The sequence below is a fragment of the Streptomyces sp. NPDC048419 genome, assembly GCF_043200415.1.
Taxonomy (GTDB): Bacteria; Actinomycetota; Actinomycetes; order Streptomycetales; family Streptomycetaceae; genus Streptomyces.
Genome location: NZ_JBICXT010000033.1, coordinates 45,341 through 72,236, shown reverse-complemented (window position 1 = coordinate 72,236; position 26,896 = coordinate 45,341). Strand labels below are relative to the sequence as shown.

Genomic DNA, 26,896 nt, shown 5'->3' with positions numbered 1-26,896 from the left:
CAACGGTTCCAGCTTCGGGCCCCGACGGGGAACTGACGCACCAGCAGCAGAAGTCACACACCTACTAACGATCAACTACTGGCGCAGGACACTAGAACGGCAACGGCCGCCCGTGCACCACCTCCAGCCGCGACACCGCCCGGGTCAGCACGACGTACAGCCGGTGCAGCCCGCGCGCCTCCGCCTCCGCGATGGCCGCGGGCTCGACGGCGACGACGTTGTCGTACTCAAGTCCCTTGACCAGCGTCGCCGGCACCACGGCCACACGGGCACGCAGATCGTCGGGCCCGGCGGTGGCGATCCCGGCGGCGGCAAGCACCTCGCTGACCTCGCCCACCTGACCGTCGGCGGCGACGACCCCGACCGACCCTTCCCGCTCCAGAGCATCGTGTACGGCATCCACGACGGCCTCCGCCACATCGCCCGCCGGGACCTCCCGCAACCTCAACTCCCCGTCCCGACGCAGGGATCGACCGGCGGGAACACTCACATCAAGACGTCGCAGCAGCCGATTGGCGAGCGAGACGACGGCCTCCGGCACGCGGAATCCGGTGGTCAGCGGTACGACGGCCGCGTCCGGCTTGCCCAGGTGCCGCAGGACCGTGTCCCACGACCGCGCCGCCCAGGGCGTGGTCGCCTGCGCGAGGTCGCCGAGGACGGTGAGCGATCCGAAGGGCGCCCGGCGGGCGATGGCCCGGCACTCCATCGGGGAGAGGTCCTGCGCCTCGTCGACGACGACATGGCCGTATCCCTCCGGATGCTCGACGAGCCCGGCGACCTCGTCGAGCAGGACGAGATCGGCGGCCGACCAGCGGGCCGACTTCCAGGACCGGGGCGGCTTTACCCAGAGCAGCGCCTTCTGCTCGTCGGCATCCAGCAACGCGTCGGCGGCATCGGCCAACACACCGCTGTCGGTGAGGAGTTCGGCCACGACCTCCTCAGGCCGCAGGCGCGGCCATACGGCATCCACGTACTCCTTGACCACCCTCGCCCGCGAAATCCTCTGCACCCAGGCGCTGTTCTGCGGCCCGGCCCGCCGCTCGGCCTGCAACTGCACCGCCCGCACGACCCGACCGCGCACCCGCTCCCGCCCGATGCCGTACGGCGGTTGCTCGGCCAGCACGTCCTCGACGATCCGCACGAGCTCACCGGCCCGCACCCGCCACCAGTACGAACCGTCCTTGATCGCAAGGGAGTCGACGTCCCGGCTCGACACATGCGCGTACAGCGCCCGGCGCAGCACCTCGGCCATCCGGGCGTCGTGCTTGACGACGGCGGTCGGCTCACTGTCGGCCCCCGTGACCGGATACCGCGCGATCTCCTCCTGAAGCGTGGACTGCCGCACGCCGGTCTCACCGAGCGCGGGCAGCACCTCGGAGATGTACGACAGGAAGGTCCGGTTGGGCCCGAGGATGAGCAACCCGCCCCGGCGAATGCGCTGCGGGTGCGTATAGAGGAGATAGGCGGCCCGGTGCAGCCCGACGGCGGTCTTGCCGGTACCGGGAGCACCCTGCACGCATACCGAGAGCCCGATGTCGCCTCGTACGAGATCGTCCTGGTCGGGCTGGATGGTGGCGGCGATGTCCCGCATGGGCCCGACGCGGGGCCGCTCGATCTCGCGGGTGACGATACCGCTGACGTGCGGCTCTGCACTCCTGCTGGGATTCGCCAGGTGTTCGTCCTCAAGTCCGGTGAGGTCGGCGGAGTCACCGCGGCTGCCAGGGGCCCAGCCGAACCGCCGCCGCACGGCGACGCCCTGCGGATCGCGTTCGCCGGCCTGGTAAAAAGCGCGGGAGACGGGGGCACGCCAGTCGACGACCAGGGGCGGGACGGTGGGTTCCTCACTGATCCGCAACCGCCCGACGTGGTAACTCTCCCCGGAGTGCGGCCCCGCGCTGTCGGCAAAGTCCAACCGCCCGAAGAACAACGGCCCTTGAGGCAGCTCCCCCATCGCCTTGGCCCGACTGCGCAGCTCATACCCGAGCACTTCGGCGTCGGCCCCGGAGGCGGAGACGTCCTGACCGGTGAAGACATGCTCCCGAGCACCGTCGACCATGGCGGCGAGGGCGGTGCGGCAACGGTCGTGGTGGGCACGCTCGCGGCGGAGCGAGTCTTTCAGGTCGGCGGGGGAGGGGTCGGGTGAGCTCATTCCAAGAAGCGTACCGGAATAACGTAACCGAGTTAAATTTTTTACCAGGTCTCTCATCTAGGCCAGATACGGCAACCCGGCGGCGAGCTGCGCGAAGGCCCGCTGGGCAGCGGCCACGGCGTCTCCCTTTACGTCTGCGACCCGCTCCCCCGCAGCGATCCGCCGCCAGTTCTCCATAGCGAGAATCCGCTGCACGGCGAGGATCTGCCCGGCGGCGAGCCGCGCGTCGAGCCCACCGCCGAGAGCGTCGGCGAGTGCGGCTTCGGACCGCTCAAGGTGGGCATGCGCCCGCGCGACGAGGGAGGGCGACCCGTACAGGAGCCGATGAAAGGCAAGCACCTGCGGATGGTCACTCAGCCCGGTGACGGGGTCCCCCTTTTCCAGCCCATCGAGGAAATGCCGTCGCAGGGCGCCGATGGGATGCGCCTGACCGTCGACGACGCGCGCGGCCTCGTCCTCGTGATCGACGATGCGATAGAGAACGAGGTCTTCCTTGGCCGGGAAGTACCGGAAGAGGGTCGGCTTGGAGATCTCAGCAGCGGCGGCGACCTCGGCGACGGAGACGGCGTCGAACCCCTTCTCCAGGAAGAGCCGGATAGCGACCTCGGAGACGTGCTCGTACATTCGCTGTTTCTTACGCTCGCGGAGGCCGGGCTCGGTCATGGGGGTGAGCCTACGCGCGGATCCTCTCGTGCCAGCAGCTGAGTGCCTCAGCGATGTCCGTACGTGACGGCACGTGCGTCATCCTCAGCGGCTGAGCAGGCACAGCCGGGATCCGGTGCAACTTCGCAGCCGCCCTGACCAGACCGACCCAGCTGAGGTTGGACTGCATGGACACTTGATTGGATTCGCGGATAACGTCGGTGAAGATCGACTGTGCCCTCTTGAAGTCGAGAATCCGAGGCAGATACTCTTCCCGGCCGCGTGAACTTCCGGGGCGACCCGTTCGACGACGCGGCACCAGTCCTGGACCATGCGTTCTCTCCGACCTGCCGGATAACGCATCAAGTAGAGATGGGCGACAAGTCGTAAAGGGGGTCGCCCCACAATGGCCAACTCCCAGTCGATCACCCAGAGCCGGCCGCGGTGATCAATGATGAGGTTCTTGGGGTGTAGATCCGCGTGCAGCCGACAGAAGGGCCGCCCGGTAAGGCCGGCCGCGCGCTCTCTGAGCTGGTCGAACGAGTCGTCGCGCACGCCGAGGTCCCGGAACAAGCCCTCGAAGTCGGCGCCGTTGGCGCGGTAGGCCTTGTCCTCCATGAACGTGATCAGGCGATCCAGGAAACTGTCGGTATCACCGTCCTCAGGCCGGTCGTCGAAATCACGGCGCTGCTCGGCCGCTAAGCATGCTCGGCACAATCTGCACCATCTCGCGGCACAGATTGACCAATTGATGAAGGTCGCGTCGGGCATGCGGCGGCTTGACCGCCACCGTCTGTCGCCGACAGTCCGCCCCTCGATGGACATCTGAAAGGGTGTCCCTCCGATGTCCACAACATCGGACAGCCACACGATGTCGAGCTGCCTCAGGACCCGAAGCAGTTCCTCCTCGGACTTGAAGCACCTGCAATCGAACCGAAGAATCTGATCGTGCGGCTCCCGGCACTTGACCCAGCGCCGGTCCGGGCCTCCCAAGGCAGAACGTGCGTCATATGGTGATAGCCGTGAAATCAAGCGATATCTGGAGGAACCGGAACGCGCACCGACACCAATTTATGCGCAGCTTCCCAAAACGTCTCGAAGAGCTCACGCCTGCGCCTGATAACCGTCCGAGCGTGATCACCGTCGTCCAGGGACCAGCGGGTCAGAAGGGAGTCGTACCCCATGAGGTCCAAAAGACGGTCGGCGTCCGCAGTGTTCCAAGGGTTAGGGTGCAGGTCGATCTTGTCGTAGATTCCCTCGTAGACCACGTCGTTGTCACCATCATTGATGAAGTAGAGCTTGAGCGAGGGTGACATGTGGAGGGCGCGGAACTCAACCGACAGGGATCCTCTCCGCGCGTCGGCCATCCGCTCTATTTGAAACCTCAGACTGCGTTCGTAGTCGAGAATCTGACGCCTTAGATGATCGCGGAAGTGTGGTGCATCGGCGACCTTGCCATCCGCGCCCATCTGACCGGGGATCTCGATTTCCTTGGAGAAGTCCGGTACCAGAACTCGTAACTTCACAGTTCGCCGGGAGTTTTCACTCAGCTCCTGGAGAGTGTTCTTCACTTGATCAACGAACGTCTCTCCTGTGAACCCCATTGCCCACAGTTGGACCGCTTGCCCTGACTCGAGGGCCCGCTTGAACTCGTCCTTCAGCTCGGTCGGCTTGACCATCTGTCCCGCCCGTAGGCGCAGCATCCCTTTCAGGTCCTCCACTTGTCGGTCGAGCCGCTGCACCGTGAGCCCCAGAGCCTCCTCCGACTCTCGACGCTCAGCATGTGCCGCATTGAGTCGTTGCACCTCGGCGTAGAGCACGTAACCCACGACGGTCAGCAGCGCACCGCCCAGATACACCTTGTCCTGCAGTGCATCACCGACGGGCTTGACGAACTGCGCCACCAGTCCGACGGCGAAGACTGCGGCCAGGAAAACCTTCGTGACTGTGGACTCCGCACGCGCCCATCCGGCGACCAACCTGTCGCTCCAGGACGTCCTTGTGTCCGACACCATCTCCCCCTGACAGCAAGCGACTTGCACCGAGCCTGCTCATGGTGCCCTGCTCGACGGGCGGTCAGGAAGAGGTCAGAACAATCACCTTGGATTCGCGGCCGACTGATTCCTGGCAGCGTTACCGTCACACGACGGTCGTCTCCGCCGACACCGCGTCCATGCTGTGCCACTTCCGCAGGGCTTCCATGATCTGGTCCACGTCCTTCACGGACTTGAGCTCCAAGGGACCGCGGGCCCTGTCCATGGCCGACCACACCCTCTCTGCCGCCACCCGGAAGTGCTCATCCCCGGCCTCGGTCGGAAGACCGAGCGCGGCCCGCATGACGTCCGGGTACACCGACTGCGCGTACTCGAAATCCACGTAGGTGTCGAGATCATCGTGCAGACCCGCAGTCAAAGGCCCAAGATCGGCCGCCTGCATGGCCCGCTCCCACAGGTCGACCATTTGTCGCCGTTCCGTCGGGCTGTATCCCATCCGTACGATGTGGGTAGCAAGATCATGCAGAGGATCGCCGTATATTGCCAATTCCCAATCGATTACCGTGATCCCTTTACGGCGGACGACGACGTTCGCGCGATGGACGTCGGTGTGCAGAAGGACGAAGCGGCGGGAGACCAGGCTGAGATGGCGTTCCTTGAACGCCGCCATTGCGTCCGCAGGAATGCCCACCTGATCGAAGAGGTCACCGAATCGCTCCCGATTGGGCAGATGCACGCGCCGCTCGGTGAACTCGATGAGCCAGTGCAAGAACTTGGCACTCTCGCCATCAACCGGCCAGTCTCTGGGGGGCGCTGGGAGTTCTTTCACTGGCACCTTGGCAGTGCGGACGAAGAAAGCCGCAAACTCACGCAGCATGTTCTCGTCGACAGGTCCGTGAGGATTCTGCTCGCTGAGCACAATGCCCCTGCGGTACCTGTGCAGGGAACGGTCACCCTGTACCGCGAAACCACGGGGGACCTCACGCAGGTGTCGGCAGACAACCGCAAGCACATCGACCTCACTGCGCCAGATACGCGGGACCACCTCCACCGTCTTCAACGGCACCCGGTATTTGAACCGCACGAAGGGCATGACACCGAGTACCACAGCCAGTGGCAGACCGATACGCAGCACGTAGTTGGTGTTGTGGTGTCCCTTCAGGACCGCAGCCCTGCCTTGGAGGCGTACCTCCAGAAGGCGATGCGCAAGTGTTTGGCGCTTTTCGTGTGGCTGCGGGGACATGATGGGCCGAGGCTAGCGGCTCCGCCCGTGCGGCATGCCAACAAGTACATAACTTTGCCTCCCCTGCCGCAAGCTGCACAGGTGTATTCATGCACGTCCAGGACTCGAGCGGCCTTTTGCCTCAACCTGCTCGTTCCGGACAACTCCTCATGCAAGATGACCCGTTCGGATCAATCACTCCTGGCCACGTCCCTCTCCCCGGGACCGGAGCTCGCCCTTACCACGGTCAGCAACGGCTTCAAGGAACTGACGATGTCCGTAGCTCCCGCGTCCTGCAACAGCTTCTCCTTCCGCTCGTTACGCGCGTAGCCAAGGAACGGAACCCCGGCCTCACGGGCTGCCTGGCAGTCGGTGGGTGTGTCGCCGATGAACAGAGCGCTTGTCGGAGCGACGCCCATGACTGTCAGGGCTCGGTTGAGGTAATGAGGATGAGGTTTGAGGTACTGCAGGTCGTGGCTGCGGCCGTAGATGTGCGGCCCGAAGCAGTCGAGCAGCCCTCGCGTCGCCAGGTAGGCGCGGACCACGTCAGGAGAGTTGTTCGTGGCGATCGCCAAACGCGCGCCTACTGCCGTCCAAGTACGGATAAGCGGGTCGGCGAAGGGCGTGGGCCAAGCTGTCGCCACAGCCTCCAACTCTTCCCGGGTTAGACGTTCCTCCAGGTCCACCACCAGGTCGCTGGCTGGGTGGCGACGGTCGACTGCACGAAGCACCACATGGGGATCCTCGGTGTCCCTCTCGTCATCGGTCAGCAGGTCGTGCAGCCCGCGCCCTTCGAGCCACTCCACCAGGCCATCCGCCACCTGATCCGCCGAGTGCCCGGCGAACAGACTGCAGATTGGGCCATCGAAGTCCCAAAGCACGACGTGGGCGTGCCCTGCCAACTCCCGCAGTCGCTCGGTCTTCGCCGTCATCCGTTCAGTCTGCGTCGTATCAGAAGTCACTAGGAGAGTGTCAGGTCCGTCGTGATGGTTTCCCAGAGGGCGTCGAACCACTTCTGGGATTCCTCCACAAACGCCTCGTCACGCTGACCGGCTCGCTTGGCGAAGGAGAACAGGACGGAGGCGGAGCCGAGGGCGTCGTACATCTCCAGAGTCCGACTCTGCCACTCTTCCGCCCGCTTGGTCGGGATGTAGTACCCAATCAGCGCCTCGTCCCCATTCAGGAGGTACAGCTTCACCGGTGGTGTGAAAGGGAGCGCCCGGAACGTGACCTGCACATCGATGCCATGCGTGAACCGGATGGCCTGCAAGTTGTGCTTCAGCACCTGAGCCTGGGCGTCGCGCATCGACAACCAGCGTTTGTGGACCATGTCGTCACCCTGGCTCCCTTCCACCAGCACAGGAAACGCCAAGTTGATGTCCCGGCTCGGCAGCAGGATGCGGAAGGCGATCGAGTTGGGGCGGATGCTGCCGTCGTGGATGCGGCGGAGCGGTTCGCCGAGGGCCAGCATCAAGGTCTCGGAGGTGTGGCACACGACGTCGACGCGTACGTGCTGCGCCGAGAACGCCTCCGTCAGCCGGGGCGCCAGCCCCACCATCGTCGGCTGAGGTTCCTCCGCCGTCGGTGCCGGCGGCTCCGCGATCCGTGGTGGGCTCCCCTTGCTCACATTGCTCAGCAACCCGTCTTCCTGGAGAGCGCGCAGGGCCTGGCGGACGGTGCCTCGTTCCACTCCGAACTCGTCGGCGAGTTCGGCCTGGGTGGGCAGGCGGTCTCCTGCCTTGAGGTCACCGGTGCGGATGCGTTCCCGCAGGATGTCGGCGATCTCCTGGGGCGAGAGTCTTCTGCTGCCGTTCACTGCCACGTTCTCCTGGGTCACAACCAAACGCTACAACTCGTATCCATCTACGTGGAGTTGTTTGGAGCTTGGTTTATGAGTGGGTGCCAAGTGGGGACAACTACATCAGAGTTGGCTGCCAACTTCCAGGAGTTGGCGGAAGGTTTGCTTCCTGTCTGAGTCCGCCTCCGCTCCCCTTGCACAACCCCCCACCGCACCGTCCCGCCCCGCGCAGCCTGAAGGGGGAACCACCGTGCCTGCTCTCGCTCTCCTCTCCGCCGTGTTCGTCGTCGGCATCGAGCAGATGATCTCCTGGCGCTACGGCGCCACCGGCATCATCGGCCTGCTCCTGCTCACCATAGGCATCAAGGCCAAGAACCCGGCCGTCAGCTCCATGGGAGCCGTCGTGCTCGCCCTGCTGGTCGCGGGGCCCGCTCTATGAGCGTGAACCCGGCCTGGTCAGACGCTGTGGGAGACGTCAGCTCGTGAGCACAAGCTCCGAACTGATCGTCTCCCACAGTGCGTTGAACCACAGGTGGGACTGCTCGACGAAGGTGGTGTCGCGCAGGCCGGCGCCCTGCGCGAAGGCGAACAGCATCGACTGGGTGCCCTCGGCGTCGTACATCTCCAGGTGTTCGTGGTCGACCTCCTCCTCGCGGCGCGTGAGGGTGTAGTACGCGAACAGCGCTTCCTCGCCGTTGAGCAGGTACAACTTCACGGGCGGGGTGAAGGGCAGCGCGCGGAAGGTGACGTTCACGTCGATGCCGTGCGTGGCGCGCAGCGCCAGCAGGTTGTGCCGCAGCACCTGGCCCTGGGCGTTCCGCTGAGCCAGCCAGCGGCGCTGCAGCCGGCCGTCCACCGACGGGTCGACCGGCGTCGGGAAGGCGAGGTCGATGTCGCGGCTGGGCAGCAGCACTCGGACGTCGACCTTGGCCGGTTTCAGTCGCCCCTCGTGGATACGGCGCAGCGGCTCACCGATGGCGAGCGTCAGGGAGACCGAGGTCAGGCACAGGGCATCTATCTCGACGTGCGTGGCCGCGAAGGCGTCCGCTATGCGCGGGGCAAGAGCCACCATCGTCGGCAGCGGCGGGGCTCCCGGACCGCTCAGCGCCTTGCCCAGGCCCAGGTCAGGAGCCACGGTCGCCGGGCTCCCCTTGGATACGTTGGTCAGCAGGTGCTCCGACTGCAGAATGCGCAGCGCCTGGCGTACGGCGCCGCGCTCGACGCCGAACTCGTCCGCCAAAGTGGCCTGGGTAGGCATGCGTTGACCCGGTCGCAGCTGACCCGACCTGATGCGGGCACGCAACTCGTCGGCCACATCCTGATGAGATGTCGGTGACGTCTGTGACCGCTGTGACCGACTCCGCCCATTGACGGCGGCATGTTTCGGGTCCACGACCAAACCCTACAACTCCCCGCCATCTTTGGGCAGTTCCCGAGGAGGTGGTTATAAGCCGGTTCCAAGCGGAGATAAGTACAGTGAAGTTGGTGACCAACTTCAGGAACATGGTCAAACTTCAGGATGGTTGGCCGCAACCACGGGGTCCGCCTCCCCGTCCCGAAGGAGGGACCGTCATGCCGCTCGTCGCCCTCGCCGCCGCCGCCCTCGCCATCGGATTCGAGCAGCTCATCCAGTGGAAGTACGGGCCCCTGGGCATCATCGCCTTCGTCGCACTGTCGGTGGGACTCAAGGCCAGGAACACCGCGATCAGCGGCCTCGGCGCGGTCATCCTCGTGATGCTGCTCGCCCAGTCCGGCTGAGCCCGACCGGTTCGCCGGCCCCAGGATCCGGCTGGCCGGGCCCCCTTCCGGAGGGGAGCCGGGAGCCCGGCCAGCCGCACCAGCACAGCCACAACCGAACAGCGACAACTGAAGAGCCCCAACGGCACAGCCACAACTCAACAGCACAGTCACAACTGAACAGTCACATCAGCACCGTCACAACCGAACAGCTACGGATGAGTCAACAGCCGTCTACGGAAAAGGAGTTCAGAACATGTCCGGGCACCACGGGCGCCTGGACGTACGCAGCAGGGCGTCGCCCACCAGGGCGGCGCCCGCTCGTTCTTCCTGGACCCGGCCGAGCGCCACCAGCCGTGCGACCGACTCGTCGCCGAGCCACAGCCTCGCCAGATCGCCCACGTCCAGGGTGAGTTCGGCGGACTCGGTGGTCGGTGTGCAGGACGCGCCCTGCGCGGACGCCTCCAGCCGGTAGCGGCCACCCGCCAGGCCGGCGCGGTCGGCGACCTCCAGCACCAGCGAGCCCGCGCCCTCGTACGTCCGCGACTCCAGCGCCCGTATGACATCCAGGATCCGCACCCACAGCCAGTCCGCGGCCGAGGTGATGCGGGCGGCCCGCGCGTCCGGCAGGAGGAGCGGGAGCAGGTCGTCGGGGGCCCGCTGGCCGCTCTTGACGTGGGTGACCCAGTCGATGGAGCAGAGGTAGCCCCACAGGGCGCGCGCCGCGGCCGGCGTCGCCGCGAGCAGGTCCCGTACGGTCGCCGTGTCCTGCGGCTGCTTGGCGTCGCCCCACTTGTCGTCGACCTCGTAGGCGACCAGGCCCTCGACCTCGCCGCTCGCCGCGCGGTACACGGCGTAGAACGGCTCCGTCCACTTCGGGTCGAGCCGCACGACTCCGGTGTTGAGCCGCCACCACCACTCGCTGCGGCTGATGACGCCGGGTATGGCGCCGCGGACCCGGTCGTGCAGTTCGGGGCCGAGTTTGCGGACGTCCTCGGCGCCCACGATGTCGATGCGGCCGCCGTCGCCCGGGCCGGACCAGCGGGGGTCCAGGCCCGCGCGCGGGACGTCCACGGTCCACTCGGCGACCGAGGTGGCGGGGCCGAAGCCGTAGCGGCCGTAGATCGGGTATTCGGCGGCGATCAGGGTGGCCACGGTGTCGCCGCGCTCCTTGGCGGCCGCGAGGTCCTGGCTCATCATCCGGGTCAGCAGGCCGCGCCGACGGTGGGTGGCGGTGACCGTGACGCCGGAGATGGCGTCGGCGGCGACCTGGGTGCCGCCGACAGCGGTGAGCTCCTGTGCGAACGAACGGAAGGTCGCCACGCAGCGTCCCCCGTCGAAAGCCCCGAGGTATCGGCTCTCCTCGAAGCGCTCGCGGCGCGCCTCGAGTTCCTCTTCGGTGACGGCCGACGCGCGCAGGAACCCGTTCTTCACTGCGCGGAGCCACTCGGGCAGTTCGGCCTCGGTGATCAGGCGGACGTCTATGTCGGAGTGCGCGCGGGTCATGGGATCACCGTAGGTCCACGGCGGTGGGGTGTCGCCCGGATTTCTCGGCCGCCGCCCCTTGCCCGTCCCCCGCCCCGCCGCTGCTCACCGCCCCCGCGCCCGCGCCCCCGTCACCTCACCCCGGCTTCACGTCAGCAGATCGTCGACCTGTGCCTCCCCTTCCCGGTACCGGCGTGCGATCTCCGCGCTGCAGCCGTCCGCCGTCCGCTGGAGGCGGTGACGACGCTGGGACACCTGCTGCTCGTAGCGGACCAGGCGGGCCATCGCGGTGGTCAGTTCGAGGTCGGTCCGGGCGGTCAGGTCCGAGAGTTCGACCTCGGCGAGCATGTCGGCGGCCAGGCGCCGGTACTCCTCGTTGTGCGGCGTGCCCAGCGTGACGTGGCGGGCGGAGGAGCGCTGGCGGGCCGGCGCGTCCGTGAGGATCTCCGGGAGGCGGTCGACCACGGAGCCCGCGCCCGCCGGTGACCGCCGCGCCTGTTCCGCGCGCAGGATGTCGATACGGCCCTGCAGCAGCCGCCGTACGTAGCTGAGGTCGGCCTCGTCGCGCTGGGCGTCCCGGCGCAGCGTGCGCAGTTCGGGCAGGCTCAGCGTGGTCAGATCGCGCTCCGGCGGGCCGGCGGGCAGGTACGGGCCCGGGCTGTCGGTGCGCTGCACGGGCGGCCGCAAGGCCATCCGCTCCCCCGTTCTGATCAACGAGACAGCCGCAAGCGGCTGCCCGGTACTCGGTGTGCTCATGTGCCTCTACCGTCCCCTCGACCGGCTTGTGCAAGCATCGTGCCACCCCAAGTGGCCGCTATGTGACCGAGTGCCCCCGATCGGCCCCAGATGGGGGGTTAAGGAGCAAAAAGAATGCCGGTGCAGTCCCGTCCGAACGGACCGGCATGATGGTCGTATGCGTGCAGTGGTGCAGAGAGTGGACGGCGCGGACGTCGTCGTGGACGGCGAGACGGTCGGGGAGATCACCGGTGAGGGGCTGTGCGTCCTGGTCGGGGTGACGCACGAGGACACCAAGGAGAAGGCGGCCCAGCTAGCCCGCAAGCTCTGGTCGATCCGCATGCTCGAGGACGAGAAGTCGTGCAGCGACATCGACGCCCCGCTGCTCGTCATCAGCCAGTTCACGCTGTACGGCGACGCCCGCAAGGGGCGCCGGCCCACCTGGAACGCGGCCGCCCCGGGCGACGTCGCCGAGCCCCTCGTCGAGGAGGTCGTGGCCCGACTGCGGGCTCTCGGCGCCACCGTGGCCACCGGCCGCTTCGGCGCCAAGATGCGGGTGTCGCTCACGAACGACGGCCCGTTCACGGTCCTGCTGGAGATCTAGCGGGCCCGGTCACGGCGAAGCCGCGGTCGCGACGCTACGGCTCGACGACCACTTCCTGCGCCGCCGCCGTGTCTCCGGCCAGGAGCCTCGCGTCCAGGGGCACGTTCCGCTTCACCAGGGCCAGGGCGACCGGGCCCAGCTCGTGGTGGCGTACGGACGTCGTGATGGTGCCGATCTTGCGGCCGTCGGGCTCGTCGTCCGCGAGGCGGAGCTCCGTGCCCGGGGTGGGCAGATGGACCTCGCTGCCGTCCAGGTGGAGGAAGACCAGGCGGCGCGGGGGCTTGCCCAGGTTCTGGACGCGGGCGACGGTCTCCTGGCCGCGGTAGCAGCCCTTCTGCAGATGGACCGCGCTGCCGATCCAGCCCAGCTCGTGCGGGATGGTGCGGTGATCGGTCTCGAAGCCGAGGCGCGGGCGGTGCTGCTCGACGCGCAGGGCCTCGTAGGCCAGGATCCCGGCGGGCGGGCCGGCCTTCTCGGCGTAGGACTCCAGCTCCGCGCGCGGCAGGAAGAGGTCGCGGCCGTACGGCGTCTCGCGTACGGCGACGCCCTCCGGGACCTCGGCGATCGAACCGGCCGGCAGGTGCACCACCGCGAACTCGGCCGTGCGGTCGGCGACTTCGACCTGGTAGAAGAACTTCATCGACTCCAGGTAGGCGATGAGGGCGTCCTGTGTGCCGGGCTCGACGTGGGCCCAGACCGTCTCTCCGTCGTCGACCAGGTAGAGCGCGTGCTCGATGTGGCCGTGCGCGGAGAGGATCAGCGCCTCGGTGGCCAGGCCGGGCGGGAGGTCGCTGACGTGCTGGGTGAGCAGCAGGTGCAGCCAGCTCAGCCGGTCCGGGCCGGTGACGGTGACGACACCGCGGTGCGAGAGGTCGACGAAGCCGGACCCGTCGGCGAGGGTGCGCTGCTCGCGGAACAGATCGCCGTAGTGGGCGGCTACGCCTTCGTCCGCGCCCTCGGCGGGGACGGCGCCGGGCAGGGACAGCAGGGGGCTCTTCATGGGCACAAGCCTACGACTCGGTAGTTGAACCCTGCAGGGAGCAGTCGCGGCATCTGCCGAAGATCGCGAAGTGCTTCATGTCCGTCTCGAAGCCGAACTCCCGGCGCAGCTTCGCGGTGAACTCCGCGGCCACCGACACATCGGCCTCGATCACGTTCTGGCAGTCCCGGCAGACCAGGTGGATGTGGTGGTGCCGGTCTGCGAGGTGGTACGTCGGCGCGCCGTGCCCCAGGTGGGCGTGGCTGACCAGCCCGAGCTCCTCCAGGAGCTCCAGGGTGCGGTACACGGTGGAGATGTTGACCCCCGACGCCGTCTTCCTCACTTCCACGAGGATGTCGTCGGGGGTCGCGTGCTCAAGGGTGTCCACGGCTTCGAGGACAAGCTGCCGCTGCGGCGTCAGCCGGTAGCCGCGCTGCCTGAGGTCGCTCTTCCAGTCGGTGCTCACCACACCAGAGAGTCTAGGACTACTTGAAGAAGGCGATCCCGTCGTCGGGCATGTCGTCCGGCAGGGCCTTGGCCCAGCGCTCGACGTCCTCGGGGCTGACGACCTTCTTCAGGTGCGCCGACATGTAGGGGCGCAGCTCGACCTCGGGGGTCTGCTTCTCGCCGACCCACATGAGGTCGCTCTTGACGTAGCCGTACAGGCGCTTGCCGCCGGAGTACGGGGCGGAGGCGGCCGTACGGGCCACCGCGTCGGTGACCAGGTCGATCTGCGGCTTCTGGGTGGCGAGTTCGCCGTACCAGATCTCGATGACGCCGTCGTCGCGGGTCATCGTGACCTCGACCTTGCGGTCGGCGTCGATGCGCCAGAAACCGGACTCGGACTCCAGCGGCCGGACCTTGTTCCCGTCGTTGTCCAGCACCCAGGTGTGGGAGTGGTACTCCAGGAAGTCACGGCCGTCGTGGGTGAAGGTGACCTCCTGCCCGAAGTTGCACTTCTCGGAGCCGGGGAAGTCGTGCACGCCCGCGCCGGCCCAGTTGCCGAGCAGGAAGACGAGCGGGACGAGGTCCTTGTGGAGGTCGGACGGGATCTCGATCATGGGGTCGGCAGTTCCTTGATGGGGGTCAGCGCTGGCCCTGGTACAGCTTCTTCACGGTCAGACCGGCGAAGGCGAGGACGCCGACGCAGACCAGGACCAGCAGGGTCTCGAAGAATGCCTCAAGCACGGGGTGCTCCTTGTCGAGCGATGAGCGGTACAAAGGCCGCCCCCAGCTTACGCGGCCGGGGGCGGGCCCTCTTTGTGAGGTACGCCGTGAGGTGCGCCCGAGCGGGAGTCAGCCCAGCAGCTCGCTCTGCAGGGCCACCGTCTGCCGGAAGGGAACGGCCTTCGCCGTGCCCTTCCTCGACTGCACGATCACCGCGAGGACGTCACCGGCGGACAGATATCCCTGCCGGACCTGTTCGGCGCCGTACGGCTTGGACTCGACGTACACGGAGTACGGGATGTTGTAGTCGTGGGCCGCGGTCGGGAAGTCGTCGTCGAAGAGGGAGGTGCCGGCACCGCGCAGGTGCTCGCGGGGGCCGGAGACCGGGGCGAGCTTCTGCTGGAACAGCTCGTCCACGACGGCCGCGGTGCCGAACTGCAGCAGGTAGATACGGGTGCGGGTGCCGTCCGGGGTGCTCCAGCCGCGGGCCGTGACATGCCGCAGGCCGTTGTCCACGAAGGCCTGGCCCAGTTCGCCCCGGGCGTCCTTCTCCGTGTACTCGGCCAGGAAGTCCTTGGCCCGCAGCCAGCCGTCCCTGCCGCGCAGCTTCTTGTCCTCGACCGCTCCCCGCGGCGCGGGCAGGAGGAGTTCGCGCAGGTCGGCGTAGTGGGCGCCGGCCAGGTTGCGCTCGTCGAAGGGGGCCGGGCTGCCGGACGGCAGCGGCGGCTTCACGAGCGTCGGGTAGTCCCAGCGCCCGTCCGACCGCGTCGACAGTCCCGGTACGTCGGTCCGGTCCATGCCCGTGATGCCGTACGCCGTTCCCGCACCGACCGCCGCGAACACCACGACGGCGGCGGTCCAGCGCAGGACGGCGCGCAGGACACGGCGGTCCTTCTTCACGGGGACGGTGTCCGGGGCCCGGTCCTGGAGCGGCGGCAGGCTGACCGTCTGCGGCTCGGTCTGCGGCTCGGTGCGCACCGTGGGTTCGGTCTGCTCGGTCATACGGCCTCTCCCGGCTCGGCGATACGGTCGAGCTGGCCCTCCAGGAGCTCCGCAACCCCCTCGGCGTCGAACGGCTTGACCCCGTTCGCGGTCACGGTGACCAGGACGTCTCCCCGGTAGGCGGAGCAGAACATCGAGTCGAGGTCCTTGTGGGAGTCCTTCGGCGGCAGGAAGCACGCGGCTTCCCGGTGGCCCTTGATCTTCGGGCCCTTGCGGAATGCGCCGAGCCCGTCGAAGAACTCCTTCTGGGAGGTCGCGATGTTGCGGACGGCGGCCCGGTTCTTCATCTGGGACAGCTGGACGGTCACGGCCGCGGCGGTGTCCGTGAAGAAGGAGCTGCCGGCCTCCCTGACGTAGCTGCGTATCGCCATGCCCTCGATGTGCTGCTTGTCGATCAGCTTCTCCAGTTGCCTGCGCTCGGTGCGCGGCAGGTTCCGCAGCGACTCCTTGCGCAGGGCGGTGGCCTGGGCGCCGCTGAGCTCGGTGTCGGCAGCGAACTCGCCGAGGTCCGGGCCGCGCTTCCAGCCGTTGGCGTACGCCATGAGCATCCCGGAGAGCCCGCGCGCGGGCTCCTTCTTCTCGTCGCCGGCGCTCTTCGGCTCGGGGAACTTCCAGCGGGCGGCACCGGCGTCGCGGTCGGCGCCGTTCACGGTGACGACGGTCTGGGCGACGCCGGCGACCACGGCCGCCGCGAGCAGGACGGATCCCGCGACGGTGGCGATACGGCGGCGGGAGCGACGCGTCCTGGGCGGCTGGGCGACGGGCTCGTTCGGCTCTGTGGCGGGCTCGGCAGCGGGCTCGTTCGGCACGGTGGGCGGCTCTGCGGTCGGCTCCGTGACGGGCTCGTTCGGCTCGTCGGCGTTCTCGCTCTCAGCCGCTCCATCTGCCGCTCGGCCAGGTCCATGATCCTGGCCTTGGTGATCGGCTTGGTGTCGTAGATCCAGATCTCCATGGTGATGTCGCCGCGGTAGGCGTGCGCCTGCGCGCCGTAGAGCGGCAGGTAACCGGCTTTGGAGTCCGGGCGGTGGTGGACGTACGCCATGCCGCTCCCCGTGCCGGGGATGGTCCAGCTGTCGGTGTCGGGCTCCCGGTCCGCCCAGTATTGGCTGCTGTCGCTGGAGTCGGCGGCCTCCAGGGACTCCTGCTGGCGGAACTGGATCAGCCGGATCTCCACGGTCTGGTTGCCGCCGGCCTGCCAGCCGGTGACGGCCGCGCGGCGGAACTCGTCGGTGACGAGGCGGCCGAACATGGTGCCGGGCTTCTGGTAGGACTCGGCGTATGCGGCCAGGTCCATCCAGCCGTCGCCGGGCGTCCAGTCCGCCGTCTTCGCGCCGCGCGGCTTCTTCAGCAGCAGCTTGCGCAGGTCGCCGTCGGCCCTCACCTGGCGGTCCTGGGCGGCGGACAGCGGCTCGTGGGCCTTGCCCTTCGCCTGCGTCAGGACGGGCTGGGACAGCGGAGGCAGCTTCGTCGGCTCGCGGTCGGCCTGGATCAGGTATCCGGTGCAGGTGCCGGCGACGATGCCGAGGAGCGCGGCGCCGGCGACGAGCAGGATGGTGCGGCCACGGCGTGCGGGCGCGGCGGGCGTTTGCGGCGCTACCTGCGCAACCGGTGCGTCGACCGCCTCTTCGGGTACTTCCAACACGTCCCCCCACAAACATGAGGCGCGCGTTCCGTACGCGCGCTCACAGGAGACTCATGGCCAAAGGCCGCAGTTGTAGGGGCGTTGATTACGATTCGACCATGGCGAAGAAGCTCGTGATCAAGGTGACGGCGGGCGCCGACGCGCCCGAGCGGTGCTCGCAGGCGTTCACGGTGGCGGCGGTGGCCCTGGCCAGCGGTGTCGACGTCTCCCTGTGGCTGACCGGCGAGTCCGCGTGGTTCGCGCTGCCCGGGCGCGCGGCGGAGTTCGAGCTGCCGCACGCCGCTCCGCTGCCGGACCTGCTGGACTCCCTGCTCGCGGGCGGGCGCGTCACCCTGTGCACGCAGTGCGCCGCGCGGCGGGACATCACGGAGAAGGACGTCCTGGAGGGCGTACGGATCGCGGGCGCGCAGGTCTTCGTGCAGGAGGCACTCGGCGACGAGACGCAGGCGCTCGTCTACTGACGGCGTCGCTTGCCGTCCAGCTCGTCCCACCACTCGTCGGACTTCGGGTCGCCGGACGGATCGTCCCACCAGCGGTCCTCGGGACCCCGCCGGTTGGCGACCATGGCGGCGACGGGCGGGATCAGCATCGCCACGACACACATGCCCACGGCCGCCGGGATCGACCAGATGCGCACGACCCCCCACGCCAGGACGAACAACCCGATGCAGGTGCCCATCATGGCGAAGTACATGCGCCGTCGCCGTGCGTACATGACTACAGGGTAGGCCCGGGAGGGCCGGTCCGTCGTGACTACGGGCGGGGCTGATCACGACCACCGACGCGGGCCCACCGCCGGACGCCGGCGGACGGAGTCGGCCGCAGCGACCCGCAGCCCGGGCACGGCGAAGGGCCGCACCTGGAGAGGTGCGGCCCTTCGCGTGCGGGTCAAGGCGTCAGACCGCGATCGCGACCTCCGCCAGGCCGCCCTGCTGGGCGACGACCGTGCGGTCGGCGGTGCCACCGGGGACCAGGGCGCGAAGCGTCCAGGTGCCCTCGGCCGCGTAGAAGCGGAACTGTCCGGTGGCGGAGGTGGGGACCTCCGCGGTGAACTCGCCGGTCGAGTCCAGGAGACGGACGTAGCCCGTCACCGGCTCGCCGTCGCGGGTCACCTGGCCCTGGATCGTGGTCTCACCGGGCTTGATCGTCGAGGCGTCCGGGCCGCCGGCCTTCGCTCCACACATGTCTTTCTCCAAGAGGGGTCTGACCGGAGGGAAGGCCGGTCGGTTTACGGGCTGGTCGGGTTACTTGTTGGCACCGAGCTCGATCGGAACGCCGACGAGGCTGCCGTACTCGGTCCAGGAGCCGTCGTAGTTCTTGACGTTCTCGACACCGAGCAGCTCGTGCAGCACGAACCAGGTCAGCGCGGAGCGCTCACCGATGCGGCAGTAGGCGATGGTGTCCTTGGCGAGGTCGACCTGCTCGTCGACGTAGAGCTCCTTGAGCTCCTCGTCCGACTTGAAGGTGCCGTCGTCGTTGGCGTTCTTCGACCACGGGATGTTGCGGGCGCTCGGGACGTGGCCCGGGCGCTGGGACTGCTCCTGCGGCAGGTGGGCCGGGGCGAGCAGCTTGCCCGAGAACTCGTCGGGCGACCGGACGTCGACCAGGTTCTGCGCGCCGATCGCGGCGACGACGTCGTCACGGAAGGCACGGATCGCGGTGTTCTGCGGCTTCGCCTTGTAGTCGGTGGCGGCCCGCTCCGGGACCTCCTCGACCAGCTCGCGGGCATCCAGCTCCCACTTCTTGCGGCCACCGTCGAGCAGCTTGACGCTGTCGTGGCCGTAGAGCTTGAAGTACCAGTAGGCGTAGGACGCGAACCAGTTGTTGTTGCCGCCGTAGAGGATCACCAGCGTGTCGTTGGCGATGCCCTTCGCCGACAGGAGCTTCTCGAAGCCCTCCTGGTCGATGAAGTCGCGGCGCACCGGGTCCTGAAGGTCCGCGGTCCAGTCGATGCGGATCGCGTTCTTGATGTGGTTCTTCTCGTAGGCGGACGTGTCTTCGTCCACCTCCACGATCGCGATGTTCGGGGAGTCCAGGTTCTCCTGGACCCAGTCGGCGTCGACGAGGACGTCGCTGCGGCTCATCTTCTTCTCTCCTCCGGGGCAGTTGCGGCGGGGCGTGCGAGTGCGAGGTTGCGCGCGCGCAGGCGGCGGCGCGCAGAGATGCCCTGGTCAGGGCGGCGGGGATGCGGAAGTCGAGCTTCCGCTCAGAAGGTGCGACAGAGCATGGCGGCGACGCGGCACAGGTCGACTGCCCGCCGCTTCGTGAGATCCGCCTGTCGCTTCATGACGTCGATCGTAGGGACGGACAGGCTGGCATGTCACCGGTGTGTCGTATGGTGAGACGTGAATGTCCGGGATGTGGGAAACGATCTCGGCCGGGGCCGTCGCGGCACGGCTCCCGGGCGGATGTACCGGTCATCACAGTTACGGTGCGGACGTCGACGTCTCGCGTTTCGGACACCCGGCGGTCACCTCCGGCGCCACGCGCCGCACACCACCGGCCGCACACCAGCGGCCGCACGCCGCCCGACGTACTACCCCGCGAGCTTGACGTTCGAACCCTTCACCGTGATCTGCACGCCGTCCTCCGCGGCCTGCACGCTGTCCAGCTTCACGTCGCCCGGCAGCCGGTCGATGGTCTGCTTGAAGTCGGTGATCGCGCGGACGCGGGAGTCGGCGAGGTCGACGACCAGCTTGGGCAGGTTGTCGGCGTGCACCTGCACGTCGTCGCCGTGGACGGCCACCGTGCTGAGCACGGGATACGTCCGGGTGCCGAGCGGGGTCCGGAACTTGACGTCGACCCGGATCTTGCCGTTGCCGCCGTCGGAGAGGCCGACGACCTGGGCGGTGACCCCGCTGATGATCTGCGTCGGCTGCGACTTGGCCGCCTTGAGCAGCTCGTCGTAGGCGATGGTCGCGGTGCCCGTGGCGCTGGACGCGGTGGCGGAGCTGTAGTCGCCGGAGAAGGAGACGCCCTTCATGTGCGCCTTCAGGTCGTCGATGCGGATCGTGGCCGGTCCGCCCTTGCCGCCTTCGCCGGTGTCGGCCTCGTAGTCCTTGATGCCGACCTCGACGTCGTCCAGCTTCCCGGAGGCGACCTGGGTGAGGAAGGGGAAGCCGTTGATGGACACGTCCGGGGTGGAGGCGAGGTTCTCGGTGGTCTTCAGCTTGGAGGCCGCCTCGTCCTCGGCGAAGTACACCGCGACCCGGTCCGCCACCACGAACAGGCCGCCGAGGATCACGACGACGATCAGAAGTATTCGCAGCGCGCGCATGCGATGTTCCCCCACCTGGCCGGACGATCACGAGTGGTCCCGACGACCGGGTGGCCGCCCAGCGCGAGCGTAACCCTGGTGCGGGCGACCGCCCCCGAATTGTCGATCACCTGTGACAGGAGCCGCCGCGGCACGGCCGGGCCCTATCCGAGAGCCCGCCCCAGCACGTACACCACCGGCGCCGCGGCCGTCAGCGGCAGGGCGACGCCCGCCGTGAAGTGCACGAACTTCGACGGGTAGTCGTAGCTCGCCACCCGGTGGCCGATCAGCGCGCACACCGCGGCGCACGCGCCCAGCAGCGCGCCCTTCGTGCCGAAGCCGGTCATCGAGCCGGCCGCGATGCCCGCGCCCGCGGCGGCGAGCAGTGAGACGACGACCGATGCCGGCGTGGGCAGCGGCAGGGCGCGGGCCGGCACGGCCACGGCCACCGCGGCCGCTCCCACGGTCGCCGCGTCGGCCGAGGCGGCGAGGTATCCGGCCGCGACGATGGCCAGCGCCGCCGAGGCGACACCCGCCATCAGGCCGTACATCCGCTCGTCCGGGTCCGCGTGCGAGCGCAGCTGGAGGACGAGCGAGAGCAGGACCCAGACGCCGAGGGTGCCGAGGATCGCCGCCGGGGCGTTGTCCCGGCCCGCCACCAGCAGCGCGACGTCCGCGGCCAGTGCGCCGAGGAAGGCCAGCGCGATGCCCTGCCGGGCCGGCCACATGCCGTTCAGCCGGAACCAGCCCGCCGCGGTGACCGCCTGGAGCACGACGAGCGGGACGACCAGGGCGTACGACCCCACCGCCGCCGTACCCGCCAGCAGCAGCCCCAGCAGCGCGGTGAGCGCGGCCGGCTGCATGCCCGGCTCGATGATCGGCGAACGCCCTTCGAGGCGGGCCCGCTGGGCGTCGGTGTTGCGGGCGTTGCCGGCGAGCGTGGCGGGGCCGTAGCCCGCGTCCGCGGACTCACCGGCGGCAGGCGCGGCCGCCGCGGGGGCCTGCGGCTGCTGCCACTGCTGTGCGGGCGGCTGAGGCGCTTGCTGCGCCATGTACGCCGTCTCCGCGCCGGACATCGCCGAAGGCGCGGGCGTCTGGGCCTGCGCCTCCCACGTCTGCCCCTGCCAGTGCTGCGTGTACTGCTGGGCGGCGTACGGGTCGTCGTACGCCTCGTGCCCCTCGTATCCCTCGTAGCCCTGCTGCGGCTGCTGCTGATGCGGCTGCTGCTGCCCGGGCCACGCCTGCTGCTGCGGCTGCTGGTACGGGTCGTACGGCTGATCGGTCATCCTCACCCTCCTGCGAACGGCGGGAGCACCTCGACCGTGCCGCCGTCGGCCAGCCGTACCGTCTCATGTCCGCGGGTGCCCACGGGGTCACCGTCGACGAGGAACGAGCATCGCCGCAGGACGCGTGTCAGTTCACCGGGGTGTCGCTCGCGCACGGCGTCGAGCGCCTCGGCGAGGGTGGCCGCGTCGTACGGCTCCTCGGCGACCCCGGCCGCGGCCTTCGCGGCGGCCCAGAAGCGCACCGTGACCTTTGGCATCCGGTTCCTCAACTAACGGTCAATGGGCAGCCGGTCGGCTGTGTACCCGGTCAGGCTAGCCCGCCCGTGCGACGGCCCAGTCCCCGATCCGGTCCAGCAGCTCGTCCGTGGCCGCGTGCTCGGCGTGCCCCATGCCGCCCTCGATCCAGAGCCGGCCGTGGTCACCGGCCGCGGCGGCGAGCATGCGGGGGTGGTCGAGCGGGAAGTATCCGTCGCGGTCGCCGTGCACGACGAGCAGCGGTGTGGGGGCGATCCGCGGGACGGCCTCCACGGGCGACAGCGGCACGGGGTCCCACTCGCGGTGGTGGATGCGCGTACCGAATCCGTAGCGGCCCACCAGACGGCCCTCGGGGCGCGTTACCAGCCAGTGGAGTTTCCGCATAGGGGCGGTCCCCCGGTAGTACCAGCGGGCCGGTGCACTCACCGAAACCACCGCGTCCGTGGACGCTTCCGTGCGCCCCTCGCGCCCCGGCCCGTACAACGCCGCGTGCCGCAGCACCACCGAGCCGCCCATGGAGAAGCCGACGGTCGCCACGCGCGCGTGCCCTCGCTCGCGGGCCCACTCCACCGCGGCCGCCAGGTCGAGCACCTCACGGTCGCCGACCGTGGACCGCCCGCCGGACGCGCCGTGGCCCCGGAAGGAGAAGGAGACCACCGCGCCGTACTGCGCGAACGCCTCGACCACGCGGCGCACGTGCGGCTTGTCCACGTCGCCCGTGAAGCCGTGCGCGATCACGAACACGAGATCAAGGGCGGGTGTCCCGGAGACGTCGGGCCCGATCGCCGGCGGATCGTATACGGCATCGATCGGCACTCCGTCGTCCGCGGTCAGAAACGTCCGCAAAGGCGTGCGAGTGACCGTCTCGCGATGCGGACGGGCGGTGGAACGCGCCACATGACCTGCCGGAGTGATGCTCATGTGGGCTATTCTGCTGGGCAGAGGACTCGGGCAGCGTAGCCCCCGGGTCCTTTTGTGCTTTCGGAAGCGTTGTATACGAAGCGGGAACTGCCGGGAAATTCCAGGTGACCGCCGGTGTACGGGGCCCCGGGATCGCAGAGCAGGTGACGCACCGCACACGTCCTCGCAGGGACCGAGGAGGAACCAGACGTATGAGTTCTCTGCTGCTCCTGACCAACGCCCTCCAGCCGTCGACGGAGGTGCTTCCCGCCCTCGGCCTTCTTCTGCACAACGTGCGCGTGGCTCCCGCGGAGGGGCCCGCCCTGGTCGACACCCCCGGCGCCGACGTCATCCTCGTCGACGGCCGCCGTGACCTGCCACAGGTGCGCAGCCTGTGCCAGCTCCTGCGCTCCACCGGCCCCGGCTGTCCGCTCGTCCTCGTCGTCACCGAGGGCGGCCTCGCCGCCGTCACCGCCGACTGGGGCATCGACGACGTACTGCTCGACACCGCCGGTCCGGCGGAGGTGGAGGCGCGGCTGCGGCTGGCCATGGGCCGGCAGCAGATCGTCAACGACGACTCCCCCATGGAGATCCGCAACGGCGACCTGTCGGTGGACGAGGCGACGTACTCCGCCAAGCTCAAGGGCCGGGTCCTCGACCTCACCTTCAAGGAGTTCGAGCTCCTGAAGTACCTCGCGCAGCACCCGGGCCGCGTCTTCACGCGCGCACAGCTGCTCCAGGAGGTCTGGGGCTACGACTACTTCGGCGGCACCCGCACGGTCGACGTCCACGTACGTCGGCTGCGCGCCAAGCTCGGACCCGAGCACGAGTCGCTGATCGGGACCGTCCGGAACGTCGGTTATCGATTCGTTACGCCCGAGAAGGCCGATCGCTCCTCCGAGGACGCCAAGGCCAAGGCGGACCGGGCAAAGCCGGACAGTGCGGACGAGGCGGCCACCCGGGACGGTGCCGAGGTGACGGCGGAGGCATAGCGGACCCCCGACGGGGGCATCGCTTCCGCACGGACGGTCCCGAGCGATGCCTCTTCCGCCCTGCCCGGGGCGGGTATATCCGCGTAGACTCCGCGCGTGGCCAAGGTGACTCGGGATGACGTGGCACGACTGGCGGGGACATCCACCGCCGTCGTCAGCTATGTCATCAACAACGGACCCCGGCCGGTCGCCCCGGCCACGCGCGAGCGTGTCCTCGCCGCCATCAAGGAGCTGGGGTACCGGCCCGACCGGGTCGCTCAGGCGATGGCGTCGCGGCGCACGGATCTCATAGGCCTGATCATCCCGGACGCGCGTCAGCCCTTCTTCGGGGAGATGGCGCACGCGGTCGAACAGGCCGCCTCCGAGCGCGGAAAGATGGTGCTCGTCGGCAACACCGACTACGTGGCCGAGCGCGAGGTCCACTATCTGCGGGCCTTCCTCGGCATGCGGGTCTCCGGGCTGATCCTCGTCAGCCACGCCCTGAACGACCTGGCGGCCGCCGAGATAGAGGCCTGGGACGCCCGGGTGGTCCTGCTGCACGAGCGGCCCGAGGCCATCGACGACGTCGCCGTGGTGATCGACGACCTGGACGGCGCCCGGCAGGCCGTCACCCATCTGCTCGGGCACGGCTACGAGTACGTCGCCTGTATGGGCGGCACCGCCCAGACACCCGTCGTCGGAGACCCGGTCTCCGACCACGTCGAGGGCTGGCGGCGCGCGATGGAGGAGGCCGGGATCCCGACCGAGGGCCGGCTCTTCGAGGCGCCGTACAACCGCTACGACGCCTACAAGGTGGCCCTGGAGATCTTCGCCGGGCCCCGGCGCCCGCCCGCGATCTTCTGCTCCACCGACGACCAGGCGATCGGCGTGCTGCGGGCGGCGCGCGAGCTGCGCATCGACGTGCCGGGCGAGCTGGCGGTGGCCGGCTTCGACGACATCAAGGAGGCGGGGCTCGCCGACCCGCCCCTGACCACGGTCGCCTCCGACCGCTCCGCGATGGCCAGGGCCGCGGTCGACCTCGTGCTCGACGACGGGCTGCGGGTGGCGGGGTCACGGCGGGAGCGGCTCAAGCAGTTCCCCTCCAGCCTGGTGGTACGGCGGTCCTGCGGCTGCGAGGGCTGAGCAGCACCGCCGTACACCTTCGAGCCGGGTGTCTCAGAACAGCAGGTTGTACTGGTTGAAGCCGGCCCCCAGCTTGACGCGCGAGCCGAACAGACTGCTCGACACCTTGCCGGTGCCGGGGTACAGCCACAGCGTGCCGCCCGAGTCGCGGGCCATCACGTCGGCGACGCCGTCGCCGGTCACGTCGCCGTTGGCCACGTAGGAGGTGAAGTTCCAGCCGGTCCGGGCCTGGATGCGGGACGACCAGGGCGTGTGCTCCTGCTGGGTGCCGCGGTACAGGTACAGCACGCCCGAGCCGTTGCGGACCAGCAGGTCGGCCTTGCCGTCGCCTGACAGGTCTCCGTGGCCGAAGATCTTCACGCCCTTCCAGGCCTTGTCGACGACCTTGACGCGGCCGTAGAACTCGCCGTCGCCCTTGCCCGGGTAGAGGTAGACCGAGCCGTCCGCGTCCACCGCGACCAGGTCGGGGCGGGCGTCGCCGGTCATGTCGCCGGGGATGGCGTACGACTTGTAGCCGCCCCACACCGAGCTGATCTGCATCCACGTGAACTGGCCCGTGGCGTGGTCGAAGTAGCTGCGGTGCAGCTTGCCGTCGGCCTTGTCACGGACGATCAGGTCCTGGTAGAAGTCCCGGTCCAGGTCTGCCTGCAGGCCCCAGCTGATGCCCTCCCAGCCGTTGCCGGTGTAGGCCCGCTGCGCGAGGGCCGTGCCCTTGCTGTCCTGCTCGAAGAGGTTGCCGGACGGCGTGCGGGCCAGCAGGTCCGCCTTGCCGTCGTAGGACAGGTCGGTGTCGTCGATGCGCGGCTGGGCGGCCCAGGTGTACGCCTTCACCTTGGTGAAGACGGGGTAGGCGCCCTGCGCGGTGCAGCCCTGGACGCCCCAGGACACGATGCCGATGATCTTTCCGCCGGAGACCAGCGGGCCGCCGGAGTCGCCGTTGCACGGCGTGGTGGTGCCGGCGTCGCCGCCGGTGGCCGGGGTGCCCGCGCAGAGCATCGAGCCCTCGGCGAAGTCGTCCTCGCCGAGGACGCTCTGCATGGCGCTGTTGCAGGTCGAGTCGGCGACCAGGGACAGCGGCGCGGTCTTCAGCTTGGCCGACAGGTCCGCGCCGTCGGCGCCGGAGGTCAGACCCCAGCCGTAGACCATGGAGTCGCGGCCCGCCGTGTAGAGCGCGTCGTCGTTCGAGGAGGCCGGCCGCAGCGTGGGCATGTCCAGCGGGCGGTCCAGGGTGAGGACCGCGACGTCGTTCTGGATGGCCGCGGCGTTGTACTTCGGGTGGCTCCACTGACGCCACACACCTGCCACGGTGCCGTTCGTGGAGTCGTACAGGTCGGTCGTCCCGGCCAGGACGGCGCCGTTCTTCACCCAGTCCAGGCCCGCGACGCAGTGGGCGGCGGTGAGGACCTTGTTCGGGGCGACGAGGGTGCCGCCGCAGAAGTACCCGTCGCCGGTGGTGTCGTCGTAGTAGGCGAGCTGGACCATCCACGGCGCGCTGGAGATCGTCGTCTCGCTGCCGCCGATGATGAACGGGCTCGCCTTGGCCGTCCTCGGTGTGGCCGTCTTCTCCGCGGCCTTGATCACGCGGGAGTGCAGCTCCTGGTCCGGGGCGGTGGGCTGCGGGGCGGTCTGCTGCTGGGCCTTCACACCAGGGTCGGGCAGTCCGTCCGACGCGTTCGCCGGCTGGGCGGCGAGGATGCCGGCACAGCTGAGGGCGAGCGCGAGGGCGGCCGCGGGAAACGCCGTGACGGGGCGTCTGAGGCGGCCGCGCAGGGCACGTATCACCTAGGTCTCCTGTGATGGTTGACGAATCAAAGAGCGTGTACCGACCAAGATTGCGCCCCCCTGGTCACGCTTTACACAGGGCTTACACAAACCCGAGAAGTATTCGTCCGCCGACTGCCGTGATCTCATGTCACGGCCACTCCCCGT

The 26,896-nt window shown here is 68.8% G+C and carries 31 protein-coding genes; 6 read left to right on the top strand and 25 right to left on the bottom strand.

Annotation, left to right across the window (positions count from 1 at the left end; translation table 11 throughout):
- Positions 1 to 91: 91 nt before the first annotated feature.
- The 7 genes from ACGFYN_RS41115 to ACGFYN_RS41085 form a co-directional block, all read right to left on the bottom strand.
- On the bottom strand, positions 92 to 2,149 hold the full coding sequence (locus ACGFYN_RS41115) for a HelD family protein (RefSeq protein WP_393871119.1): 2,058 nt from the start codon (positions 2,147 to 2,149) through the stop codon (positions 92 to 94).
- Between the two features lie 57 nt (positions 2,150 to 2,206).
- Positions 2,207 to 2,812 carry a TetR/AcrR family transcriptional regulator gene (locus tag ACGFYN_RS41110; protein WP_393871118.1) on the bottom strand — a complete coding sequence of 202 codons (606 nt, stop codon included), beginning with the start codon at positions 2,810 to 2,812 and terminating at the stop codon, positions 2,207 to 2,209.
- 84 nt (positions 2,813 to 2,896) lie between these two features.
- On the bottom strand, positions 2,897 to 3,562 hold the full coding sequence (locus ACGFYN_RS41105; RefSeq protein WP_393871117.1) for a phosphotransferase family protein: 666 nt from the start codon (positions 3,560 to 3,562) through the stop codon (positions 2,897 to 2,899).
- A gap of 257 nt (positions 3,563 to 3,819) precedes the next feature.
- Positions 3,820 to 4,770 carry an ATP/GTP-binding protein gene (locus ACGFYN_RS41100; RefSeq protein WP_393871116.1) on the bottom strand — a complete coding sequence of 317 codons (951 nt, stop codon included), beginning with the start codon at positions 4,768 to 4,770 and terminating at the stop codon, positions 3,820 to 3,822.
- A gap of 160 nt (positions 4,771 to 4,930) precedes the next feature.
- Positions 4,931 to 6,028, bottom strand: a complete 1,098-nt coding sequence (locus ACGFYN_RS41095) for a phosphotransferase (protein WP_393871115.1) — start codon at positions 6,026 to 6,028, stop codon at positions 4,931 to 4,933.
- A gap of 170 nt (positions 6,029 to 6,198) precedes the next feature.
- Positions 6,199 to 6,939, bottom strand: a complete 741-nt coding sequence (locus ACGFYN_RS41090; RefSeq protein ID WP_393871114.1) for an HAD family hydrolase — start codon at positions 6,937 to 6,939, stop codon at positions 6,199 to 6,201.
- Positions 6,940 to 6,968: 29 nt separating this feature from the next.
- Positions 6,969 to 7,850 (bottom strand): GntR family transcriptional regulator, encoded by an 882-nt coding sequence (locus ACGFYN_RS41085; RefSeq protein ID WP_393871113.1) that lies wholly within the window; start codon positions 7,848 to 7,850, stop codon positions 6,969 to 6,971.
- A gap of 205 nt (positions 7,851 to 8,055) precedes the next feature.
- On the opposite strand from ACGFYN_RS41085, the gene ACGFYN_RS41080 reads away from it, so the two are divergent.
- Positions 8,056 to 8,244: a hypothetical protein gene (locus ACGFYN_RS41080; RefSeq protein WP_384251301.1), complete on the top strand. Its 189-nt coding sequence runs from the start codon at positions 8,056 to 8,058 to the stop codon at positions 8,242 to 8,244.
- Between the two features lie 36 nt (positions 8,245 to 8,280).
- On the opposite strand, the gene ACGFYN_RS41075 is transcribed toward ACGFYN_RS41080, so the two are convergent.
- Positions 8,281 to 9,204: a winged helix-turn-helix domain-containing protein gene (locus tag ACGFYN_RS41075; protein ID WP_393871112.1), complete on the bottom strand. Its 924-nt coding sequence runs from the start codon at positions 9,202 to 9,204 to the stop codon at positions 8,281 to 8,283.
- Positions 9,205 to 9,377: 173 nt separating this feature from the next.
- Here ACGFYN_RS41075 and ACGFYN_RS41070 point away from each other — a divergent pair, with 173 nt between their 5' ends.
- Positions 9,378 to 9,563, top strand: a complete 186-nt coding sequence (locus ACGFYN_RS41070; protein ID WP_393871111.1) for a hypothetical protein — start codon at positions 9,378 to 9,380, stop codon at positions 9,561 to 9,563.
- A 228-nt stretch (positions 9,564 to 9,791) separates the two neighbouring features.
- Here ACGFYN_RS41070 and ACGFYN_RS41065 read toward each other — a convergent pair whose 3' ends face one another.
- Complete coding sequence (locus tag ACGFYN_RS41065) at positions 9,792 to 11,048, bottom strand: GNAT family N-acetyltransferase (RefSeq protein ID WP_393871110.1); 1,257 nt, start codon at positions 11,046 to 11,048, stop codon at positions 9,792 to 9,794.
- Between the two features lie 126 nt (positions 11,049 to 11,174).
- Positions 11,175 to 11,783: an aerial mycelium formation protein gene (locus ACGFYN_RS41060; protein WP_393871109.1), complete on the bottom strand. Its 609-nt coding sequence runs from the start codon at positions 11,781 to 11,783 to the stop codon at positions 11,175 to 11,177.
- A 157-nt stretch (positions 11,784 to 11,940) separates the two neighbouring features.
- Here ACGFYN_RS41060 and dtd point away from each other — a divergent pair, with 157 nt between their 5' ends.
- On the top strand, positions 11,941 to 12,366 hold the full coding sequence (gene dtd / locus ACGFYN_RS41055; protein ID WP_393871108.1) for a D-aminoacyl-tRNA deacylase: 426 nt from the start codon (positions 11,941 to 11,943) through the stop codon (positions 12,364 to 12,366).
- Positions 12,367 to 12,400: 34 nt separating this feature from the next.
- On the opposite strand, the gene ACGFYN_RS41050 is transcribed toward dtd, so the two are convergent.
- From ACGFYN_RS41050 to ACGFYN_RS41025, 6 genes are all read right to left on the bottom strand, one after another.
- Positions 12,401 to 13,366 (bottom strand): YgfZ/GcvT domain-containing protein, encoded by a 966-nt coding sequence (locus ACGFYN_RS41050; RefSeq protein WP_393871107.1) that lies wholly within the window; start codon positions 13,364 to 13,366, stop codon positions 12,401 to 12,403.
- Between the two features lie 10 nt (positions 13,367 to 13,376).
- Positions 13,377 to 13,814, bottom strand: a complete 438-nt coding sequence (locus ACGFYN_RS41045) for a Fur family transcriptional regulator (RefSeq protein ID WP_393871106.1) — start codon at positions 13,812 to 13,814, stop codon at positions 13,377 to 13,379.
- 16 nt (positions 13,815 to 13,830) lie between these two features.
- A complete protein-coding gene (locus tag ACGFYN_RS41040; protein WP_393871105.1) occupies positions 13,831 to 14,406 on the bottom strand; it encodes an FABP family protein in 576 nt (191 codons plus the stop codon).
- Positions 14,407 to 14,641: 235 nt separating this feature from the next.
- A complete protein-coding gene (locus tag ACGFYN_RS41035) occupies positions 14,642 to 15,514 on the bottom strand; it encodes a hypothetical protein (protein ID WP_393871104.1) in 873 nt (290 codons plus the stop codon).
- Positions 15,511 to 16,164 carry a hypothetical protein gene (locus ACGFYN_RS41030; protein ID WP_393871103.1) on the bottom strand — a complete coding sequence of 218 codons (654 nt, stop codon included), beginning with the start codon at positions 16,162 to 16,164 and terminating at the stop codon, positions 15,511 to 15,513. Before ACGFYN_RS41030 ends, ACGFYN_RS41035 begins: the two co-directional genes overlap by 4 nt.
- Positions 16,161 to 17,156: a hypothetical protein gene (locus ACGFYN_RS41025; RefSeq protein ID WP_393871102.1), complete on the bottom strand. Its 996-nt coding sequence runs from the start codon at positions 17,154 to 17,156 to the stop codon at positions 16,161 to 16,163. Before ACGFYN_RS41025 ends, ACGFYN_RS41030 begins: the two co-directional genes overlap by 4 nt.
- A gap of 98 nt (positions 17,157 to 17,254) precedes the next feature.
- On the opposite strand from ACGFYN_RS41025, the gene ACGFYN_RS41020 reads away from it, so the two are divergent.
- On the top strand, positions 17,255 to 17,617 hold the full coding sequence (locus tag ACGFYN_RS41020) for a DsrE family protein (RefSeq protein WP_393871101.1): 363 nt from the start codon (positions 17,255 to 17,257) through the stop codon (positions 17,615 to 17,617).
- Here the strand turns inward: ACGFYN_RS41020 and ACGFYN_RS41015 are convergent.
- The 8 genes from ACGFYN_RS41015 to ACGFYN_RS40980 all read right to left on the bottom strand — a co-directional run bounded on the left by ACGFYN_RS41015 (position 17,611) and on the right by ACGFYN_RS40980 (position 22,874).
- Positions 17,611 to 17,871: a DUF3099 domain-containing protein gene (locus ACGFYN_RS41015; protein ID WP_393871100.1), complete on the bottom strand. Its 261-nt coding sequence runs from the start codon at positions 17,869 to 17,871 to the stop codon at positions 17,611 to 17,613. The genes ACGFYN_RS41020 and ACGFYN_RS41015 overlap by 7 nt on opposite strands.
- Positions 17,872 to 18,052: 181 nt before the next feature.
- A complete protein-coding gene (locus tag ACGFYN_RS41010) occupies positions 18,053 to 18,340 on the bottom strand; it encodes a DUF1416 domain-containing protein (protein WP_006348354.1) in 288 nt (95 codons plus the stop codon).
- Positions 18,341 to 18,400: 60 nt separating this feature from the next.
- Positions 18,401 to 19,240 carry a sulfurtransferase gene (locus ACGFYN_RS41005; protein ID WP_393871099.1) on the bottom strand — a complete coding sequence of 280 codons (840 nt, stop codon included), beginning with the start codon at positions 19,238 to 19,240 and terminating at the stop codon, positions 18,401 to 18,403.
- 122 nt (positions 19,241 to 19,362) lie between these two features.
- Entirely contained in the window at positions 19,363 to 19,443 is an 81-nt protein-coding gene (locus tag ACGFYN_RS41000; RefSeq protein ID WP_350310325.1) for a putative leader peptide, read from the bottom strand.
- 249 nt (positions 19,444 to 19,692) lie between these two features.
- A complete protein-coding gene (locus ACGFYN_RS40995) occupies positions 19,693 to 20,433 on the bottom strand; it encodes a DUF2993 domain-containing protein (RefSeq protein ID WP_393871098.1) in 741 nt (246 codons plus the stop codon).
- 143 nt (positions 20,434 to 20,576) lie between these two features.
- A complete protein-coding gene (locus ACGFYN_RS40990; RefSeq protein ID WP_393871097.1) occupies positions 20,577 to 21,698 on the bottom strand; it encodes a hypothetical protein in 1,122 nt (373 codons plus the stop codon).
- A 2-nt stretch (positions 21,699 to 21,700) separates the two neighbouring features.
- Complete coding sequence (locus tag ACGFYN_RS40985) at positions 21,701 to 21,955, bottom strand: MoaD/ThiS family protein (RefSeq protein WP_393871096.1); 255 nt, start codon at positions 21,953 to 21,955, stop codon at positions 21,701 to 21,703.
- 55 nt (positions 21,956 to 22,010) lie between these two features.
- The gene (locus ACGFYN_RS40980; protein ID WP_393871095.1) at positions 22,011 to 22,874 is read right to left on the bottom strand and encodes an alpha/beta hydrolase family protein; all 864 of its coding nucleotides are present in this window, start codon (positions 22,872 to 22,874) and stop codon (positions 22,011 to 22,013) included.
- Positions 22,875 to 23,065: 191 nt separating this feature from the next.
- Between ACGFYN_RS40980 and ACGFYN_RS40975 the strand changes: the two genes are divergently transcribed.
- The gene (locus ACGFYN_RS40975) at positions 23,066 to 23,845 is read left to right on the top strand and encodes a winged-helix domain-containing protein (protein WP_393871094.1); all 780 of its coding nucleotides are present in this window, start codon (positions 23,066 to 23,068) and stop codon (positions 23,843 to 23,845) included.
- A gap of 96 nt (positions 23,846 to 23,941) precedes the next feature.
- Complete coding sequence (locus ACGFYN_RS40970; protein WP_393871093.1) at positions 23,942 to 24,967, top strand: LacI family DNA-binding transcriptional regulator; 1,026 nt, start codon at positions 23,942 to 23,944, stop codon at positions 24,965 to 24,967.
- 33 nt (positions 24,968 to 25,000) lie between these two features.
- Here the strand turns inward: ACGFYN_RS40970 and ACGFYN_RS40965 are convergent, their stop codons facing one another.
- Positions 25,001 to 26,749 carry a trypsin-like serine protease gene (locus ACGFYN_RS40965; RefSeq protein WP_393871092.1) on the bottom strand — a complete coding sequence of 583 codons (1,749 nt, stop codon included), beginning with the start codon at positions 26,747 to 26,749 and terminating at the stop codon, positions 25,001 to 25,003.
- Between the last annotated feature and the right edge of the window lie 147 nt (positions 26,750 to 26,896).